We start from the raw sequence: 17,433 nt of genomic DNA on the forward strand, positions 1-17,433 counted from the left end.
CTTCGACTCCTTTCCCGGCATCAGGTCATGGCGCGGCTTGCAGCGCCCGGATCTGGCACATGAGTTCGGCGCGCGAGATTTCACCCACGTGGACATTGACCAGCGCGCCGTCGCTGTCGAAGAACAGCGTCCCCGGCAGCCCCGGGATTTCATATTCCTGCCCGAGCGTCGAATCCGGGTCGCGCAGGATGGCCGCGTCGGAAAGCCCTTCATCGCGCAGGAATTTCGCGATCACAGGGGCGGATTCACCCTGGTTGACCAGCACCAGATGCACGCCCTCGGCCGTTGCGGCGGTCTCGATCAGCATCGGCATCTCGCGCCGGCAGGGCGGGCACCACGTGGCCCAGAGATTGACCACGACCGGCACCCCGCCGGCGCGGTCGCCGCCGGGAAGAAGCGGGGCAGGGGCGCCGCTCATGTCGGTGAAGAGGCGTGCGGGCAACTGCCCCTCGACCCGGTCGGGCAGGACGCGATGCGCCCCCATGGCGGCGAGCGCCGTCACCGCTATGGCGATCGAGAGCGGCATCAGCGCCGGCGAGCGGCGCAGCACCAGGATGAGCATGATAAGCGCCACCGCGACCGCGCCGATGAAGGGGGCGAAACCGCCCTGCCAGATCTTCAGCGCATCGAGCGGATGGGCGCGGAAGCTTTCGAAATTGTCGAGCACGAAGCCAAGCCGCGCCCCGATGATCCAGCCGACGACCAGCGCGAAGGACCAGAAATGGATCACGCGCGACTCCTCGCGCAGCCAGCGTGCGAGGAGCTCGGCGGTGATGAAGAAGGCGAGCACGGCGATGATCGCGACCAGGCGGTCGCTGGCAAAGACGAGCGGGCCGATCTGCACCGCGTTCATGGGCGTTGCTCCGCTCGCGCACAGGGCGCGGGAAAGGGGGGCATGGGCTGGGTCATGGCGGTCTCCTGTTCGGCCGGGCTTAAGACAGCCTTAACGGATCCCGCCGCTTCCCCGCCAGATGCCCGCGGCCTTGCATCGCGGGGAAATGGCGTCAAATATGATCGGGACAGGCGGCCGATGCGGCAAGCGGACTACAGAGAAACCGGAGACAGATCATGAGCGAAGAAGATTTCAACATGTCGATGCGCAAGTTCCTCAAGAAGGTCGGCGTGACCTCGCAGCAGGAGATCGAAAAGGCGCTGCGCGAGGCCGAAAGCAACGGCAAGGATTACGAGGCGCGCATGGTGCTGACCATCGACGAACTCGGCCTGCGCCACGAGATAACGGGCAAGATCACGAGCGCGAATTGACGCGACTCATCCGTGCCCCCGGGCGGCCCGGCTGACAGCGGCCGCCCGAAGGTTTTCCCGTGCCTATTCGGACACGCCCGATTCGGTCCCGGGTGCGGAAAAGCCGTGCGCGGCCAGGATGTCCTGCCCTTCGGGCGACAGGATATACCCGGCAAAGGCGATGGCCGTCTCCGGTGCGCCGGCGAGCACCGCAAGCCCGTAATCGGCGCCGACCGACAGCGCCTCGGGCAGTTGCACGATCTGAAGCCCGGGCTTTTCGCGCGCAGCCAGCATCGCGTTGGTGCAATAGGTCAGGAACAGATCGGCGCGGTCCTCGTCCATCACCCAGGCATAGGTGTTGCGCCCCTCGGGTGCCGGCGCGCTGTCGGGCCCGCCGGTCAGCTGCAGCGCCTTCGCGGCAAGCGCGGCCTCGGCGCCCGGCTCGACCTGTTCGGCGCGGGCAAAGAGCGCCCAGGCATAATCGCCCGACGGATCGGCGCCGGGCGTCGAGGTGCCGAGCCGGGTGCTTTCATCGAGCATGACCGCAAGCAGGGTCCCGGGCGTGACCTCGACATTATCCTGCGCGATGGCGCAGAGGCGGTTGCGCGCGAACATCACGACCTCGCCCGCCAGTCCGGCCTCGGAAAGCGCTTCGGGATGCGCCATGTTGGCCGAGGCAAAGACGCCCGCCGCCTCGCCCCCTTCGATACGCTCGCGCAAAAGGCCGGACGGCCCGTAATCGGTGCTGACCGCGATGCCGGTCCCGGCGCTGAACTCTGCGGCGATGTCGGTCATCACGTCCCGGAGGCTGCCGGCGGCCAGCAGGCGCACGTCCTCCGTTTCAGACGCCGCCATTGCGGCGCCGCCGATCAGCCCGAGCGCAAGCGCCGCGGTTGCAATCGTCTTCATCGCTCAAACCCCTCATGGAAAAAGGGCGCCCTCGGGGCGCCCCTGCCGAACACCGGATCACTCCGCCGCTTTGGCGTTGGGAAAGAACAGCTCCTGGCCGTCGATCTTGTAGGACGCGATGGCCTCCTGGCCCTCGTCCGAAAGGATCCAGTCGATGAACTGCTGGCCGGCCTCGGCCTTCACGTTCGGGTGCTTTTCGGGGTTCACGAGAATGATGCCGTACTGGTTGAACAGCTTTTCATCGCCCTCGACGGTGATTTCATAACCGTCCTTGTTGCCGAAGCTGATCCAGGTGCCGCGGTCGGTCAGGATATAGGCACCCATGCCGATGCCGGTGTTGAGCGTCGCCCCCATGCCCGAGCCGGTCTCGGCATACCAGCCGCCCGAGGCGTCGGCGATATCAATGCCGGCGTCTTCCCAGATGCGCAGCTCGGCCTTGTGGGTGCCGCTTTCGTCGGCGCGCGAGGCAAAGGGCGCTTCGGCTTCGGCGATCTTGCGGAAGGCATCGACCACGTCATCATCGCCCTTGATGCCGGCCGGATCGGATTCCGGGCCGACGAGGATGAAATCGTTGTACATCACGTCGGCGCGGCTCACGCCCTCGCCATCCGCGACGAATTTTTCCTCTGACGGCGTATCGTGGACGAAAAGCACGTCACCATCGCCGTTCGCCGCGTTCTTGATCGCCTGCCCGGTGCCGACGGCCACCACGCGCACCTCGATTCCGGTCTTTTCGGTGAACTTCGGCAGGAGTTCGTCGAACAGCCCCGAATTTTCGGTGGATGTGGTGGACTGGACGGTGATGAACTCATCCGCCGCAACCACCGGCCCACCCAGCCCCAGCGCCATCACGGCGGCGGTGGCGAGGCCCAGGAAACTGCGTTTCAGCATCATTATTTACTCCCTTTCTGCTGGATATCTGCAGGTGTTTCGTCGTTTGCGCGTTCAAGGAACAGCCGTCCGCCCAGCCAGGCGCGGGCGGCTTCCGAACGGGGTGATGCGAGGATCGTGGAGAGCGGGCCGGCTTCCGCCACGCGGCCGCGATCCAGAAAGATCAGGTCGTCACCCATGCGGCGCGCCTGTCCGATGTCGTGGGTCACCAGAAGCGTGGTGACGCCGCTGCGCTGGGCCTTGCGCAGGATTTCCTCGATCATGTGGGTCGAGGCAGGGTCGAGGCTCGCCGTCGGCTCGTCCAGAAACAGGAGATCCGGCGCACAGGCCAGCGCGCGGGCGACGGCAAGACGCTGCTGTTCGCCCCCCGACAGCACCCGGGCCGGGCGCTTGACCAGGTGGTCGAGCCGCGCCGCATGAACCGCCTCCGTTTCGCGCCGGGCCCGCTCGGCGCCGCGGATTCCGCGGGCGGCAAGGGCAAAGCGCAGGTTCGCGCCCACCGAGCGGCGCATCATCACCGGACGCTGGAACACCATGGCCTGTTCGCTGCGCGAGGCGCGGCCAAGCGGCCGCCCGCGCCACTCGACGCGCCCCTCGCTCGGGGTGATGAGCCCGTGCAGCAGGCGCAGGAGCAGGCTTTTGCCCGCCCCGTTCGCGCCCATGACGACGGTGCGGCTGCCGGGGCGGAGTTCGAGGTCGATATCCTCGATCAGCCGCTGATCGCGCATTCGGAACCCGAGCCCCCGCGCCGCAAGAAGCGGCGTGTCGGCGGGCACCTCCCAGGTGGTCATGACGGCCCGGTCAAGCATAGGCAGCCCGTGCCGCGGAGCCGCGGATCGCATAGACGAGCCCGTTCACGAACATCGCGATGGTCAGCAGGACCAGGCCGAGCGCGAGCGCGAGCTCCAGGTTGCCCTTGGAGGTCTCGAGCGCGATGGTCGTGGTCATGACGCGGGTCACGTGATTGATGTTGCCGCCGACGATGATGACCGCGCCGACCTCGGCCGCGGCGCGCCCGAAACCGGCAAGCGCCACCGTCAGCAGGCTGTAGCGCGCGTCCCACAGCAGCGCGGCCACCCGCCGCCAGGGGCCGACCCCGAGCGAGGCGAACTGTTCCGCATATTCCATATGCAGATCCTCGATGGTCTGCCGGGTCAGCGCGGCGATGATCGGGGTCACGAGGATCGTCTGGGCGATGATCATGGCGGTCGGCGTGTAAAGCAGCCGGAGCGGCCCGAGCGGCCCCGCCGCCGAGAGCATGAGATAGACCACGAGCCCGACCACCACCGGCGGCAGGCCCATCATGGTGTTCAGGACCACGATGATCGGCGTGCGCAGCGGAAAGCGGAACGCTCCGATTATGGCGCCGAGCGGATAGCCGATCACGCAGGAGACCGCGACCGCCGTCAGCGTGACCTTGAGCGACAGCCAGATGATCGCGATCATGGTCGGATCACCCGCGAGGATGAGCCCGATCGCCTCTGCCAGTATCGCCGAGAAATTTTCCATTATGTATCTTACCCCATAACGGTCGCCAACCTATACCAGCCGCCGCGATAATCCAGTCCGATTCGACCGGATTTTTGCTTGCGGCTTGCTCCCGGGGGGAGGATTTGCGACTCTGGCCGCGAGGGACGGCGAACGGGCGGAACAGCCCGCCGCAGGGGCGAACCGGACTGCCGGGGCGCGTTTTGGGAAACGAACGGAAGATGACGCCGCGAAGATGACACTGCTAAGGGGCCTGCGGACGATCAGCGGCGAGCTGTCGGGCGCGCTTGGCGATCTCGGTACCTTTCTGCCCTATGTCGTCGCGATCCTGGGCGCGGGCGTGCTGTTGCCGGAAATGGTGTTCGCCGGTTTCGCGCTGGCCTATGCCCTTGCGGCGCTGGTCTATCGCATGCCCATGCCGGTGCAGCCGATGAAGGCGATCGGGGCGCTGGCGATCGCCGGCGGGATGGCAGCCGGCGATATCATGATTTCGGGCATGATCATCGGGGCGGTGCTGCTGGTCTTTGCGGCAAGCCCCCGGCTCGAGGGGCTGGCCCGCGCCATTCCGCAATCGGTGGTGGTCGGGCTGCAGGCGGGGCTCGGACTGATGATGGGCTGGATCGCGCTCGACCTCATGGCCGGGCAGTGGGGGGTTGCGGCGCTTGCGCTTGCGGTGCTTGCCCTGTCCTTCGTCGCCCCGCGCGGCCCCTGGGTGCCGCTGGTCCTGGTTGCCGCGGTTCTTCTAGCGCCGGGAGGGGAGGGGGCGGGGCTGCTGGCGATTTCCGGCCCCGCGGCGCCAAACGCCGCCGCCGTGATTGCGGGCGTGACCGCGCAATTGCCGCTCACGCTGCTGAACGCGATCGTGGTCACGGCGGCGGTTGCGCGTTCGCTTTATCCCGAGAACGCCGCCCGGGTGAGCGAGCGCCGCCTTGCCGCCACCAGCGGGGCGCTCAATCTGTTTCTGGTGCCGCTCGGGGCGCTGCCGATGTGCCATGGTGCCGGCGGGCTGGCGGCGCATTACCGGTTCGGTGCGCGCGGCATGATCGCGCCCCTGTTCCTGGCCCTGCTCTGCGGGCTGAGCGCGCTTGCGGGCGAGGTGGTGCTTGGCTGGCTCGTGCGGATCCCGCCGCCGGTGATCGGGGCGCTGCTGCTTTACGCGGCGATCGAACTCACGTGGAGCCGCCGCCTGCGCGATGCCCGGCCGGATTGCCGGCTGGTGATCGGCGCGGCCGCCCTTGCGACCCTGTTCCTCGGCGCTCTGGCCGGGCTTGTCGCGGGGCTCGCGGCCGAGGCGCTGCGGGTCTATCTGCGCGGGCGTCGCTCCGACGTCTAGGTCGGCACCGCGCCGCGGCGGCGGGCAAGGCGGAACTGCAGCATCCGGCCCAGCGCGATGCGCTTGTCGGCAAGGCCGCGGCGATGCTTTCGCAGAGCATGGCTGTACAGCTGATCCTTCGGTGAGCGCGGGATCGCGTTGATGTCGCTGCCGCCGGCGGTTTCCCCGGTGATCAGCGGGGGGCAGACCGCAAGCCCGAGCCCGGTGCGGGTCAGCTGGTGGCGCAGGTAGTTGTCGATCGGCGCCCAGATGCGGTCATGCGCATCAACGAAGCGGCGGGCGCCGGCCCGCGACCAGATCAGCCCGGCGGTGGTCATCGGGAAATAATGCGCCCGCGTCAGCGTGTAGCCGTGCCCTCCGGCCTCGAAATCCGCGAGGGTCGTGTAAATCTTGTGCTTGGTTGCGCCGATATTGACCAGATCCCAGGCCGCAAGCCCGCCGAGACAGGCCAACAGCCTGTCCAGCCCCTCGGCAAAGCCGGGCGCGAGTTTCAGGTCGTCCTCGAACACGACGCCGAGCGGCGCCTGCGTGGCCAGAAAACGCCGCGCGCAGTCGAGGTGGCTGAGATAACAGCCGATCTCGCCCCCGCCGAGGGGCCGGCCCATGTAACGAAGTGCGGCTTCGGCGTCGTAGTCGGGGAACTGGTCGGCGCGCAGTCCTCGCCCGTCGAAGGCCGGGACGCGCTCGAATGACAGCCCGGCGGAGTCAAGCTGTTGCCGCGCCGAATGCAGCCGCGCGTCGGAACCGTCGAGGTTGATCAGATAGATCGGAATGCTTGTGATCGCCGGATCGCGGTTGTCCATGGTGTTCTGCTGTCTGCCCGTATGTCGTGTCCCGCCTGCGCAGGTGTGCGCGCGGCTTACTTAGGGCGCTTTCTCAGCCGGGCCAGCCGTAATGTGCGATCATCGCGGCAAGGGCGCGGTCGTTGCCTGTGCCCTGCGTGTTTGCGTCACGCAGGCTCTGGCCCTGGCTGCCCTGCCATTCCAGTATCCGGACGCGGTGGCCGATCTTTTGTGCATCAATTCCGTTCAGGCGGTACATCCAGTACAGCCAGATATCGTCCGAGGTCGGCGCCAGCGTGGTGAACAGATCATCCCGCACGACATCCGAATGGAATATGCCCGGGGCGTAAATCACCCCCGACACACCGGTCGGAAAGACCATGGGCGAGTGTTCGGGCCGGTCCATGTTGTGTTGCCAGACGTCATAGGAGGCCGGCCCGGCTCCGCGCAGCACGACGCGGTGCGCGCGGTGACAGGCGACCGGCGCCCCGGCGGAAGCGGCGGCGACAAGCCCGGCCAGCCAGCCGTGCGGATAATAGACGTCGTCGTCGGCCGTCACTACGAAGGCGTCCGGATGGAGCAGAAGGGTCGGCACGATCTTGTTGTAGGAGCGGAAGTCCGGGCAGGTCAGCACATCGACCCCGGGCAGCGAGGCGACCTCTGCCGGCAAGTGCTGCAGGTCATCATCTGCAAGCCAGAGGATTATCCGATCGGGCCGCACCGTCTGCCGCAGCAGGCAGGCGAGGGTCAGGCCCAGCGTTCCGAAACGCGCCGGATAGCTGGTCAGCGAGACGACCAGCCTGCCCGGCAGGCCATGCGCCGCGCCCCCGTCCGGGCGCGCGTGCAGTTCGGCCCGCGCCCGGGCCAGACGGCGACGGTGTTTGAATTGCCGGAATGTGTCGCCGATCATGGTCTTTGCCATGCCTTTTGCAGCCAGTCGATCTTGCCGATGCGACGATACCAGCGCCCGCCATGACCGGCAAAGACATCGGCCATTTTCGGCTCGCCGGCAAATACGACGATCCGGGCACCATCGGGAAGCACGGGTTCCCTATACCAGTTGCGCAGGCCACGCGGCACGCAGTCGTTCTTGAAACTGACGCACCAGCCGCGGGGCCAGTAATGCAGGTTGCCATGGGCCGCCAGTTGCGCGCTTTGGAATTGCTGGCTAATTTCGTAACTTTCGGTGGCCGCGGCGGGATCGGACAGGAAGGCATCCAGAATATAGGAATGCCGACCTATTTCGTAACGGAATACCGACGAATTGCCAACCGAATGCAGGAATGTGTCACGGGCCGGGTTTATCTTTCGCAGCGGCTTCGGGCGAAAAAGATCATCGTCGCGGATGATGAAAAACTCGCCCGGCAGATCGAAGAACGGCTCCAGGCGGTCAACAACAACCAGGTCGAGATCCAGAAACAGGGCCGTGCCCGACAGACCGGCCAGATCCCGCCGAAACAACGCCAGCTTGCGCCAGCGGGTATCCGTATGACCGGGAGGCAAGCCCAGGTCGGGCAACGGGAGCGCCTCGACCCCCGGCAGGAGCCCGGCGGGATCATCGGTAAAACAGACGAACCGATGCGGCCGCGACAGGTTCCGCTGGACACCCCGGAACAGGTTGTTCACATATTCCGGACCGTAGAGAGTGCCCCATTTCATGCAGAGGATGTTGACAGTATCGGTCATCGTTCGCCTCGATGTCTGCCCACACGGACTGACAGCTTGCGACGAAATTCCTCACGAATACTCCTGCGATGCGTTGAAGAGTTTTCCGCACGTCTGGATTCGAGCAATCCGCGCTGCATTTCCAGATGCGAGGTGCATTGAGGTCCCGGAATTTGATGGGATGCCAAGCGTGGAACCATTAACCACGCATCCAGTTCATAAAGCGAACAAGGCCAGTCGGCGGGGCTTTTGACCGGCGTGGTCGCTTTCAAAAGACGGCCGGCAGCAGTCTGAGAAATCGTATATGCGCAAGCCATGGTACATTGCACCGCCGCCCGATGCAGGGTGCCCTGACTGACAATGCGTCGAGTGAACCGGACAGCGCGTCCATAAGCGTAATAAGCCAGGATCATAGGGGCTTTTTCGTAATCGCGTGCGCGCACGAAGTCCCCGAACGACGGCTTCAGGATTGCGTCGTCCTCCAGAATGATCGCCCCGGGCAGATTTTCGTCCAGTATACGTTTATAAACAGCCCGATGGGATAATGCGCATGCAAATTCGCCATCGGTCATTGGCCGGCCAAGAGATTCTGTTGCCGCATTGCGGTCGACCAGTTTCTCATATTCAGCCGGAAGGCCGGCCCGCCCGTCGACCCCCATTACCAACTCGTAAGACAGTCCCTGTCTTTCCAGAGTGTTTGCCAGCTCTGCTCGGCGGTCGTCGTCACCCTCTAGCGTCAACACGAAAATCGGCCAATCCGTCTGCATCGTGATAACCTCGAGCGATTAATGTAAAGGAGCCACGGCACTGCCGTGGCTCCTGTCAGTGGAAGCGCTACGACTTACTCGTCCCGCGGCTCGCTCCTCTTTTCGGCAATCTCCTGGCCGCTGTCCTGATCGACCATCTTCATGCCGAGCCGGACCTTGCCGCGGTCGTCGAAGCCGAGCAGCTTGACCTTGACCTCCTGGCCTTCCTTGAGCGCTTCGGAGGGGTGGCCAAGGCGCTGGTTGGCGATCTGGCTGACGTGAACCAGGCCGTCGCGCTTGCCGAAGAAGTTCACGAAGGCGCCGAAATCGACGATCTTGACCACCGTGCCGTTGTAGATATGGCCGGTTTCGGGCTCGGCCACGATCGAGTGGATCATGTCGCGGGCCTTTTCGATCGCCGCCGCGTCGGGAGAGGCGATCTTGATCACACCGTCGTCGTTCACGTCGACCTTGGCGCCCGAGGTCTCGACGATCTCGCGGATCACCTTGCCGCCCGAACCGATCACTTCGCGGATCTTGTCGGTCGGGATCTGCATGGTCTCGATCCGGGGCGCGTGCACGCTGAAGCTGCCGGCGCTGCTCAGCGCCTTGCTCATCTCGCCCAGGATATGCAGCCGCCCGGCGCGGGCCTGTTCAAGCGCCCGTTCCATGATCTCGGCGGTGATGCCGCTCACCTTGATGTCCATCTGCAGGCTGGTGATGCCCTGTTCCGTCCCGGCCACCTTGAAATCCATGTCGCCGAGGTGATCCTCGTCGCCAAGGATGTCGGTCAGGATCGCGTAGGAGCCGTCATCCTCGAGGATCAGCCCCATGGCCACGCCCGCGACCGCGGATTTGAGCGGAACGCCCGCGTCCATCATCGACAGCGAGGAACCGCAGACCGAAGCCATCGAGCTCGACCCGTTGCTTTCGGTCACTTCCGACACGACGCGGATCGTATAGGGGAAATCGGTTGCCGGCGGCAGCACCGCCTGCAGCGCCCGCCAGGCGAGCTTGCCATGGCCGACCTCGCGCCGCCCCGGTGCGCCGACGCGCCCGACCTCGCCCACGGAATAGGGCGGGAAGTTGTAATGCAGCAGGAAATTCTCGCGGAAGTTCCCGTGCAGCGCGTCGATGATCTGTTCGTCGTCGCCGGTGCCGAGCGTGGTCACGGCAAGCGCCTGCGTCTCGCCCCGGGTGAACAGGGCCGATCCGTGGGTGCGCGGCAGCAGCCCGGCCTCGGCGATGATCGGGCGGATCTCGTCGGTGCGGCGCCCGTCGATGCGCTTGCCGGTCTTCACCACGTCGCCGCGCAGGATCGCGGCTTCCAGATCCTTGATCGCCGCGCCGAGGTTTTCATCCTCGCGCTGCTCTTCCGACAGGCTTTCGGTGATCGCCACGGCGGCGGCCGCGACGGCGGCGGTGCGTTCCTGCTTGTCGGTGATGGCAAAGGCGGCGCGCATCTGGTCTTCGCCCGCGGCTTTCACCGCCTCGTAAAGCGCCGAATAATCCGGCGGGGCAAAGGCAAAGGGTTCCTTGGCGGCGGCTTCGGCCAGGCTGATGATCAGGTCGACCACCGGCTGGATCTGCTCATGGGCAAAGGTCACCGCGCCGAGCATCTCGGCCTCGGAAAGCTCATAGGCCTCGGATTCGACCATCATCACCGCATCGCGGGTGCCGGCGACCACGAGGTTGAGTTTCTGCTCGGGGTTGCTGCGCAGATCCTGCATGTCGTCAACGGTCGGGTTCAGCACATATTGCCCGCCCTCGAGGCCGACACGGCAGCCGGCGATCGGCCCCATGAAGGGCACGCCGGAAATGGTGAGCGCGGCCGAGGCGGCGATCATCGCCACGATATCGGGGTCGTTCACCAGGTCGTGGCTGAGCACGGTGCACATCACCAGCACTTCGTGGCGGAAACCGGGGGCGAACAGCGGCCGGATCGGACGGTCGATCAGCCGCGCGGTCAGGGTTTCCTTTTCGGTCGGGCGCGCCTCGCGCTTGAAGAAGCCGCCCGGCACCTTGCCCGCGGCATAGTATTTTTCCTGATAATGGACGGTCAGCGGAAAGAAATCCTGACCGGGCTTTGCCGCCTTGGCAAAGGTCACGTTGGCCATGACGCTGGTCTCGCCAAGCGTGGCGATCACCGAGCCGTCGGCCTGACGGGCCACCTTGCCCGTTTCCAGGGTGAGGGTCTCTTCCCCCCACGTCATAGATTTCGTCGTTACGTTGAACATGTGGGTTTCCTGTCTCGGCCGTCAGTGCGGCCATTGCGTAGGGGGCGAATTCCCCCTGACTCCGGGTTCTTGATATTCACGGGCGCTGGAGTCCGGGCGCCGATCTCGGATTTCGGGGCCATACAGCACATTCGCTGCAATAGGAAGCGCCCCCGCACGGGGCCATACCCCTCGTGCAGGCAAAGGGCCGCGCGCCCATTCTCCGGCTCGCGGCCCCGTTGTCCTTGTCGCGGCAGGGCGTCGTCCACGCCCCGCACGGTTCGGGAAAGGCGCGGTTCAGCGGCGCAGCCCGAGGCGCTTGATAAGGTCGCGGTAGCGCTCTTCGTTGTGCTTCTTGACGTAATCCAGAAGCTTGCGGCGCTGGGCGACCAGCATCAAAAGGCCACGGCGGCTGTGGTTGTCTTTCTTGTGCGTCTTGAAATGCTCGGTCAGATTGGTGATGCGATGGGTCAGAAGCGCAACCTGCACCTCGGGCGATCCGGTGTCGCCGTCCTTGGTGGCATATTCCTTGATCAGACGCTGCTTGTCTTCGGCAGTGATCGACATCGGGGTCTCCTTCGATTTTCGGTGATGGTCATGGCGCAGGGCCGGGATGTCGTCCAGCCAGGGCCCATGGAGTTCTTCCGCCCGTTCCGCAAGCCGGACCGGGTGGATGCCGTGCCTCTAGACGGGTTCATCCGCAAAGGCAAAGGGAAACTGGCGCGGGCGCTCCAAATCGTCCAGTGTCAAATCGCCCAGTGTTCGGGTTCCTGCGCATAGGGCAGGTAAAGCGGATGCCGCGGCTGCCCGCCTTTCGTAAGCCCCAGATGCCACACCGGCCGGCCCGCCGCCCGCAGCAGCAGCGCAACCTCGGCACCCCGCCCCAGAAAGTCGCCGTGGCTGCCCCAGGCGGCGATGGTGCGGTCCGCCCAGGCCAGCCCCTCGCGGATCGCCACGTCGTTTTCGGGGCCGACCGGATCGGCAGTCCGGCGCAGGGCGCGGGGGTCGGTGTCGCGCCAGGCAAAGATGTTGGTCACGCGGAACGCGCCGAAGCCGAGCGCCCGCGCGCGGCGTTCGCAACGCTCGACGGTCGGATCGTTCTGCACCTCGGTCGCGGTGGAGGGGTTGAGCATCACGAAATGCGCGCGCGTCCCCGAAGCGTCCCAGATCCGCGTGAGGCTGTAGCGATAGCGCTCGCAGTCCGAATAGACCGCCCATGACGGCGCGTCGCCCTTGATATGGCTGCGGGTGATCACGGGGGTCAGCGGTTGAACACCCGGCTCGGGTGCAATTCGCCCGCCCGGTAGCGCCCGACCGCGATCGCCTGTCCCTCATGCGAGGCCCAGGCCTCCTCGCCGTATTCGACCTCCGAGGCAAGCACCATGCCCGGATTCCCGTTGCGCAGCCGCGCCGCACCCTCTGCCGTGCAGGGGAGTTCCGGCAGATCGGCAAGCCCCGCCTCGAGCGGCAGCAGATGCGTGTCGAGTTCGGGGCTGCGGGCCAGGCGTTCGAGGGTCTCCATCGTGATCCCGTCCTCGGCATCGAAAGGCCCCGACCAGACCCGCCGCAATTGCGTCACATGACCCAGGCAGCCGAGCGCCTCGCCCAGATCGCGGGCAAGGGCGCGCACATAGCCGCCCTTGCCGCAGACCATCCGCAGCACCGCGTGATCGGCGTCGGGGCGCGAGACGAGCACCAGTTCATCGACCCAGAGCGGACGCGCGGCAAGTTCCAGTTCCTCGCCCTCCCGGGCCAGATGATAGGCGCGTTCACCGTCGATCTTGACCGCGGAAAACTGCGGCGGCACCTGCATGATGTCGCCGGTGAAGCCTTTGAGCGCGGCGCGGATGTCGTCATCCGCCGGGCGCGCATCGCTGGTCGCGATCACCTCTCCCTCGGCATCGTCGGTGTTGGTGGCCGCCCCGAATCGCACGGTGAATTCGTAGGCCTTGAGCGCATCGGTGATGAAGGGCACGGTCTTGGTCGCCTCGCCCAGCGCCACCGCCAGCACCCCGGTTGCCTCGGGGTCGAGGGTTCCGGCATGGCCGGCCTTACGCGCGTCCAGCGCCCAGCGCACCTTGTTCACCACCGCGGTCGAGGTCGGGCCCGCGGGCTTGTCGATCACCAGCCAGCCCGAAATGTCGCGGCCCTTTTTCCTGCGTGCCATGGGGTCTTTCCTTTTGCTCCGGCGCGGCCGCCTAGCCAATGGTTCCGCCGCCGTCAATTGCCGGTTCAGTCGCGGGGCACCGTCACCCCGACCACCGGCCCCATGGCAAAGCCGAAATCGTTGCGCCCGAGCCCCGGCGCATAAAGGCGCGAGATGTTGCCATCGAAATAAAGCGCATCGGGCAGCTTCAGCCCGTCGCGGAAGAACCGCCCGAATTCGTGAAACGTGACCCCGCTGCGCGAGATCGCAAAGACCGCGCGCCGTCCGTCGGCGCTCGTGCCCACGCCGTTGCGGATATAGCGCGAGGTGCTGTCGATCAGGAACCGGGGATGAAGCTCGCCCCCGATCACCAGCATCGGGCCGGATTGGGTCGCATGGTCGCATTCCGTGCCCGATTCGATAAAGGCGCGGGTCTCGAACACATCCGCGCGGCCCTTGCGGATACAGAAGATCCCGTTCGGCAGCAGGCCGAAATTGCCGGGGCCGGGCTCGATCACGGCGCCGTGCTCCTCGCTCCCGTCCTCGACATAAAGCCCGACCGGCGCGCGGTCCGAATGATACATGCCCGCATTCATGGCAAAGACGAGGCGGCGCCCTTCCTGCCCGAGCAGGGAATCGATGGTCCGGAACTGTCCGAGCACCCGGCCCGACGGATCGCGCAGGAACAGCCGCAGATCGGCGGCGGCGCTGTCGACCTCGCAGATGCTGTAGCGGTTGCCGTCATATTCGAGCTCGCGGCAATCGACCCCGCCCTCGGCCTCCGGCGCGCCGCCGGAATGTGCCGCCGGACCGGCGGCCGCCCCGGCACTGCCGGCGACCATAAGGGCGACCATGGTGGCCATCACGGCAATGATCGCGCTGGCCGGCCCGCGCCTCATTCCTCCAGATCGCGGCGCACCGCCTCCTGGTCGAGCAGCCGGCGGGTCTCGTCCATGCGGTCGAACGTCTCGTCGAGACGGAACCGGAGCTCGGGCGCGAACTTGAGCGCAAGCCCCTTCGCCAGCAGGCGGCGCAGTTCGGCGTGATTCCCGGCAAGCAGCTTCACCACCCTATCCTGCCCCTCGCCGCCAAGCGGCAGCACATAGGCCGTGGCCACACGCAGATCGGGCGAAACCCGCACCTCGCCCACCGTGATCGACATCCGCTGCAGATCGGGGTCATGGACCTCGCCGCGGGCGAGGATCTCGGATAGGCGGCGGCGGATCAGTTCGCCGACGCGCAACTGCCGCTGCGACGGGCCGGGGCCCTCGTGAAACCTGTTCTTGCTCATGCCGCGTGGATCTAGGCGCTTGCGGGCGCTTTGCCAAGCGCTGCGGGATTGGCTAGGGAACAGAAAAAGCGCAGCAAGGGAAACAGCAGCATGACGGATTTGCCGGTGATCGCGGTCGCAGGGGCCGCCGGACGCATGGGGCAGATGCTCATCCATGTGATCCGCGACAGCGGACAGGCACGGCTCGGAGGCCTGCTGGTGCGCCCGGGGCACGACTGGGCCGGGCGCGATCCGGGCGAGGCCATGGGCGGCAGCGCGCTCGGGATCGTGGCCAGTGACGACCCCGCGCGCGCCCTTGCCGGGGCCGATGCGGTGATCGACTTCACCAGTCCCGATTCGAGCCTCGAATTCGCCGCCCTCGCGGCAGAGCGGGGATTTGTGCACGTGATCGGCACCACAGGGTTTTCCGAATCACAGCTCGCCGGGCTGCAGGACCACGCGCAGCGCGCGGTCATGATCCGCGCGGGGAACATGAGCCTCGGTGTCAACCTTCTGGCCGGGCTCGTGCAGCGGGTCGCGGCGGCCCTGGACGAGGATTTCGACATCGAGGTGATCGAGGCCCACCACAACCGCAAGGTCGATGCCCCCTCGGGAACGGCCCTGATGCTGGGCGAGGCCGCCGCAAAAGGGCGCGGTGTCCCCCTTGCCGAGGTGTCAGACCGCGCGCGCGACGGCCATACCGGTGCGCGGCGGCGCGGCGACATCGGCTTTGCCGTGGTCCGCGGCGGCGATATCGTCGGCGAACATGACGTGATGTTCGCCGGAAAGGGCGAGCGCCTCGTCCTCAGCCACGTGGCGACCGACCGGGCGATCTTCGCGCGCGGCGCCCTGCGCGCGGCGCTCTGGGGCCTCGGCCGGCCCCCCGGCGAATATGACATGACCGACGTGCTCGGCCTCTGAGCCCGGGCCGCATCGCCGCTGTAGCAGCCCGGCGGACATGCCTTCTTCTGGCCGGAAATATCCCGGGGTCCGGGGCAGAGCCCCGGCCCGGTCGGGGCATCCCGCGCAGCCGGCAGATCATCGGTCCGAATCACCCCCGCCCGTGGCATCGGGCAGGCCCCGGAACGGATCCGGCCGCTCGGCCCGCTCGCCGAGCACCCAGGCATAGACCTCGCCGATCTGTTCCGCCTTGCGCTCCCAGGTGAAATGCGACGCAACCAGCGCCGTGCCCGCGGCGGCCGCGGCCCGCACCGCCGCGGGGTTCTCGCAAAGCCAGGCCAGCCGTTGCTGCAGCCCGGCAATGATCGCGTCGCGCGGCCCGATCGGCACCTTGAACCCGGTTTGCGTCCCGACCAGCTCGCCCGGTCCGGCGTAATCGACCACGAGCGGGACGACCCCGATCGCCATGGCCTCGAGCACGACCCCGCCGCCGAATTCGCGGATCGAGGGAAAGCCGAGCACCGCGCAGGAGGCCAGGATCCGCTGCACCTCGCGATGTTCGACCCAGCCGTGGAACGTCACCTGCCCCGCACCCGAACGTTCAGCCAGCGCCTCGAGTTCGCCCCGTATCGGCCCGTCGCCGATGATCTCGAGCCGGAGCCGGCCATCCTCCAGCAGCGGCGCCGCCGCCTCGATCAGCATGTCGGCGCCCTTGTAGGGCACGAGGCGTCCGACGAAACCGACGCGCAGCGGGGTCTGGTCATCCGGATTCGCGCGGGTGTTGAACCGTGCGAGATCCACGGCGTTTTCCGGGATATAGACACAGCGTGCGCGATGGGCGGCCGGGATCTCGCTTTCTGTGTGGCGCGAGCCGACGATGATCGCAGCGGCACTTGCGAGCGTCCTCTTCCGCCCCGGCGCCAGCTTGTAGATGTTGCGGATATAGGACAGCCATTCGCGCTCGCGCCGCCGCTCGCGGTCGAAGCCCCGCGGCCAGGGCACGCCCCCGTTCAGCGGCCCCATGACGAAGGGCACCCCGCAGGCCGCCACCTTGGCGGCGACGGCGCTCGAAACGGTCGGCGTGAGCGGCGTCACCCGGTGCACCACGTCGAATTCGCCCGAAGCGATGCGCTGCCGGAACGCGCGCCAGAGCAGGCGCTCGAAATACCCGTAGGACAGTGCCGAAATCGCCTGCAGCGTGGTCCAGCCCTTGCCCTCGCCCATGCGCAGGAAGGTCGCGAGCTTCCACAGCGGCGCGGCGAGGCGTTCCGAATCGATCGCGGTGAAATCCTGCCCCTCGATCAGCCCCGCCCGCAGGAAGGCCTCGCGGTTGCGCACCTGGGTGACGATATGGACGTCGTGCAATTGCCGCATCGCCGCGCAGACCGACCAGCCGACCAGCGGCACGCTGACGAATTCGGGATTCGCCGCCTCGGCGATCATGAGCACGCGCAATCGTCTGGTCATGGTTCCGACCACCTCCCGAACCCTTTTCGCGCGATCCTGACACGAAGCCGCGCATCAGGCGAGTGTCATATGTCGGGCAGGATGATGGCCCGATCGTGGCGGCCGATCACCTGGCCGGTCATGACGGGCAAGGTCGCGGCCGGCCAATGCGCCGGGCCGGGGGTCAGAAATCGACGGCAAGCCCTTTCTTTTCCCAATCGCCATAGCGTGCGGGATCGGGGCCGTCGCGGCCGCCGATCTCGCGCGGCGCCGGGGCCGCGGCGGCGGCCGCCTTGCGCCGGGCCTCGGCCTCGGCCAGCGCGCGCTTTGCCTCGGGGGGCAGGGAGGGGGGGGATGGCTCGCTCATGACTGCCGTTCCTCAAGAGGTTTCCTGGCCGG

The 17,433-nt window shown here is 66.8% G+C and carries 20 protein-coding genes; 3 read left to right on the plus strand and 17 right to left on the minus strand.

Annotated features, from left to right (window positions below; all coding sequences use genetic code 11):
- Window positions 1-25: 25 nt before the first annotated feature.
- Window positions 26-853, minus strand: coding sequence for a TlpA disulfide reductase family protein (locus B0B01_RS09260; protein WP_076649600.1), 828 nt, complete (start codon window positions 851-853; stop codon window positions 26-28).
- Window positions 854-1,068: 215 nt separating this feature from the next.
- Between B0B01_RS09260 and B0B01_RS09265 the strand changes: the two genes are divergently transcribed.
- A complete protein-coding gene (locus B0B01_RS09265) occupies window positions 1,069-1,263 on the plus strand; it encodes a DUF6494 family protein (protein ID WP_076649602.1) in 195 nt (64 codons plus the stop codon).
- A gap of 63 nt (window positions 1,264-1,326) precedes the next feature.
- Here B0B01_RS09265 and B0B01_RS09270 read toward each other — a convergent pair whose 3' ends face one another.
- From B0B01_RS09270 to B0B01_RS09285, 4 genes are read right to left on the minus strand one after another with little or no spacing between them, the layout of a single operon-like run.
- A complete protein-coding gene (locus tag B0B01_RS09270) occupies window positions 1,327-2,151 on the minus strand; it encodes a molybdate ABC transporter substrate-binding protein (protein ID WP_076649604.1) in 825 nt (274 codons plus the stop codon).
- Window positions 2,152-2,208: 57 nt separating this feature from the next.
- Entirely contained in the window at window positions 2,209-3,042 is an 834-nt protein-coding gene (locus B0B01_RS09275; protein WP_076650151.1) for an ABC transporter substrate-binding protein, read from the minus strand.
- Window positions 3,043-3,044: 2 nt separating this feature from the next.
- Window positions 3,045-3,833 (minus strand): ATP-binding cassette domain-containing protein, encoded by a 789-nt coding sequence (locus B0B01_RS09280; RefSeq protein WP_076650152.1) that lies wholly within the window; start codon window positions 3,831-3,833, stop codon window positions 3,045-3,047.
- 10 nt (window positions 3,834-3,843) lie between these two features.
- Complete coding sequence (locus B0B01_RS09285) at window positions 3,844-4,551, minus strand: ABC transporter permease (RefSeq protein ID WP_076649605.1); 708 nt, start codon at window positions 4,549-4,551, stop codon at window positions 3,844-3,846.
- 214 nt (window positions 4,552-4,765) lie between these two features.
- Here B0B01_RS09285 and B0B01_RS09290 point away from each other — a divergent pair, with 214 nt between their 5' ends.
- Window positions 4,766-5,863 (plus strand): putative sulfate/molybdate transporter, encoded by a 1,098-nt coding sequence (locus B0B01_RS09290; protein WP_076649607.1) that lies wholly within the window; start codon window positions 4,766-4,768, stop codon window positions 5,861-5,863.
- Here the strand turns inward: B0B01_RS09290 and B0B01_RS09295 are convergent.
- The 10 genes from B0B01_RS09295 to rbfA form a co-directional block, all read right to left on the minus strand.
- Window positions 5,860-6,666: a glycosyltransferase family 25 protein gene (locus B0B01_RS09295; protein ID WP_076649608.1), complete on the minus strand. Its 807-nt coding sequence runs from the start codon at window positions 6,664-6,666 to the stop codon at window positions 5,860-5,862. The genes B0B01_RS09290 and B0B01_RS09295 overlap by 4 nt on opposite strands.
- Before the next feature lie 73 nt (window positions 6,667-6,739).
- Window positions 6,740-7,567: a glycosyltransferase family 2 protein gene (locus B0B01_RS09300; RefSeq protein WP_234967738.1), complete on the minus strand. Its 828-nt coding sequence runs from the start codon at window positions 7,565-7,567 to the stop codon at window positions 6,740-6,742.
- The gene (locus tag B0B01_RS09305; RefSeq protein WP_234967739.1) at window positions 7,552-8,163 is read right to left on the minus strand and encodes a hypothetical protein; all 612 of its coding nucleotides are present in this window, start codon (window positions 8,161-8,163) and stop codon (window positions 7,552-7,554) included. Before B0B01_RS09305 ends, B0B01_RS09300 begins: the two co-directional genes overlap by 16 nt.
- 164 nt (window positions 8,164-8,327) lie before the next feature.
- Window positions 8,328-9,077 (minus strand): glycosyltransferase family 25 protein, encoded by a 750-nt coding sequence (locus B0B01_RS09310; RefSeq protein WP_076649611.1) that lies wholly within the window; start codon window positions 9,075-9,077, stop codon window positions 8,328-8,330.
- A 74-nt stretch (window positions 9,078-9,151) separates the two neighbouring features.
- Complete coding sequence (gene pnp / locus B0B01_RS09315; protein ID WP_076649613.1) at window positions 9,152-11,293, minus strand: polyribonucleotide nucleotidyltransferase; 2,142 nt, start codon at window positions 11,291-11,293, stop codon at window positions 9,152-9,154.
- 276 nt (window positions 11,294-11,569) lie between these two features.
- Window positions 11,570-11,839, minus strand: a complete 270-nt coding sequence (gene rpsO, locus B0B01_RS09320) for a 30S ribosomal protein S15 (RefSeq protein ID WP_076649615.1) — start codon at window positions 11,837-11,839, stop codon at window positions 11,570-11,572.
- A gap of 179 nt (window positions 11,840-12,018) precedes the next feature.
- Window positions 12,019-12,528, minus strand: a complete 510-nt coding sequence (locus B0B01_RS09325) for a DUF1643 domain-containing protein (protein ID WP_076649617.1) — start codon at window positions 12,526-12,528, stop codon at window positions 12,019-12,021.
- A gap of 5 nt (window positions 12,529-12,533) precedes the next feature.
- Window positions 12,534-13,439 (minus strand): tRNA pseudouridine(55) synthase TruB, encoded by a 906-nt coding sequence (gene truB, locus B0B01_RS09330; protein WP_076649619.1) that lies wholly within the window; start codon window positions 13,437-13,439, stop codon window positions 12,534-12,536.
- Between the two features lie 65 nt (window positions 13,440-13,504).
- Window positions 13,505-14,317, minus strand: coding sequence for a phosphodiester glycosidase family protein (locus B0B01_RS09335; RefSeq protein WP_234967740.1), 813 nt, complete (start codon window positions 14,315-14,317; stop codon window positions 13,505-13,507).
- A complete protein-coding gene (gene rbfA / locus B0B01_RS09340) occupies window positions 14,314-14,709 on the minus strand; it encodes a 30S ribosome-binding factor RbfA (RefSeq protein WP_076649621.1) in 396 nt (131 codons plus the stop codon). The genes B0B01_RS09335 and rbfA overlap by 4 nt, the downstream gene beginning before the upstream one ends.
- Before the next feature lie 90 nt (window positions 14,710-14,799).
- On the opposite strand from rbfA, the gene dapB reads away from it, so the two are divergent.
- Window positions 14,800-15,609 (plus strand): 4-hydroxy-tetrahydrodipicolinate reductase, encoded by an 810-nt coding sequence (gene dapB, locus B0B01_RS09345; protein ID WP_076649623.1) that lies wholly within the window; start codon window positions 14,800-14,802, stop codon window positions 15,607-15,609.
- Window positions 15,610-15,726: 117 nt separating this feature from the next.
- Here dapB and B0B01_RS09350 read toward each other — a convergent pair whose 3' ends face one another.
- On the minus strand, window positions 15,727-17,055 hold the full coding sequence (locus B0B01_RS09350) for a glycosyltransferase family 4 protein (protein WP_076649624.1): 1,329 nt from the start codon (window positions 17,053-17,055) through the stop codon (window positions 15,727-15,729).
- Window positions 17,056-17,218: 163 nt separating this feature from the next.
- On the minus strand, window positions 17,219-17,401 hold the full coding sequence (locus tag B0B01_RS09355; RefSeq protein WP_076649625.1) for a DUF1674 domain-containing protein: 183 nt from the start codon (window positions 17,399-17,401) through the stop codon (window positions 17,219-17,221).
- Window positions 17,402-17,433 lie beyond the last annotated feature (32 nt).

The organism is Pontibaca methylaminivorans, assembly GCF_900156525.1.
Lineage (GTDB): Bacteria > Pseudomonadota > Alphaproteobacteria > Rhodobacterales > Rhodobacteraceae > Pontibaca > Pontibaca methylaminivorans.

Bases quoted from the DNA above. Each gene is read 5' to 3' on its own strand.
- B0B01_RS09355 (WP_076649625.1), bottom strand. From the start codon at position 17,401: ATGAGCGAGCCATCCCCCCCCTCCCTGCCCCCCGAGGCAAAGCGCGCG.
- B0B01_RS09280 (WP_076650152.1), bottom strand. From the start codon at position 3,833: ATGACCACCTGGGAGGTGCCCGCCGACACGCCGCTTCTTGCGGCGCGG.
- B0B01_RS09300 (WP_234967738.1), bottom strand. From the start codon at position 7,567: ATGGCAAAGACCATGATCGGCGACACATTCCGGCAATTCAAACACCGT.
- B0B01_RS09295 (WP_076649608.1), bottom strand. From the start codon at position 6,666: ATGGACAACCGCGATCCGGCGATCACAAGCATTCCGATCTATCTGATC.
- B0B01_RS09275 (WP_076650151.1), bottom strand. From the start codon at position 3,042: ATGCTGAAACGCAGTTTCCTGGGCCTCGCCACCGCCGCCGTGATGGCG.
- rpsO (WP_076649615.1), bottom strand. From the start codon at position 11,839: ATGTCGATCACTGCCGAAGACAAGCAGCGTCTGATCAAGGAATATGCC.
- pnp (WP_076649613.1), bottom strand. From the start codon at position 11,293: ATGTTCAACGTAACGACGAAATCTATGACGTGGGGGGAAGAGACCCTC.
- B0B01_RS09350 (WP_076649624.1), bottom strand. From the start codon at position 17,055: ATGACCAGACGATTGCGCGTGCTCATGATCGCCGAGGCGGCGAATCCC.
- dapB (WP_076649623.1), top strand. From the start codon at position 14,800: ATGACGGATTTGCCGGTGATCGCGGTCGCAGGGGCCGCCGGACGCATG.
- B0B01_RS09270 (WP_076649604.1), bottom strand. From the start codon at position 2,151: ATGAAGACGATTGCAACCGCGGCGCTTGCGCTCGGGCTGATCGGCGGC.
- B0B01_RS09285 (WP_076649605.1), bottom strand. From the start codon at position 4,551: ATGGAAAATTTCTCGGCGATACTGGCAGAGGCGATCGGGCTCATCCTC.
- B0B01_RS09290 (WP_076649607.1), top strand. From the start codon at position 4,766: ATGACACTGCTAAGGGGCCTGCGGACGATCAGCGGCGAGCTGTCGGGC.
- B0B01_RS09335 (WP_234967740.1), bottom strand. From the start codon at position 14,317: ATGAGGCGCGGGCCGGCCAGCGCGATCATTGCCGTGATGGCCACCATG.
- rbfA (WP_076649621.1), bottom strand. From the start codon at position 14,709: ATGAGCAAGAACAGGTTTCACGAGGGCCCCGGCCCGTCGCAGCGGCAG.
- truB (WP_076649619.1), bottom strand. From the start codon at position 13,439: ATGGCACGCAGGAAAAAGGGCCGCGACATTTCGGGCTGGCTGGTGATC.
- B0B01_RS09310 (WP_076649611.1), bottom strand. From the start codon at position 9,077: ATGCAGACGGATTGGCCGATTTTCGTGTTGACGCTAGAGGGTGACGAC.
- B0B01_RS09265 (WP_076649602.1), top strand. From the start codon at position 1,069: ATGAGCGAAGAAGATTTCAACATGTCGATGCGCAAGTTCCTCAAGAAG.
- B0B01_RS09260 (WP_076649600.1), bottom strand. From the start codon at position 853: ATGAACGCGGTGCAGATCGGCCCGCTCGTCTTTGCCAGCGACCGCCTG.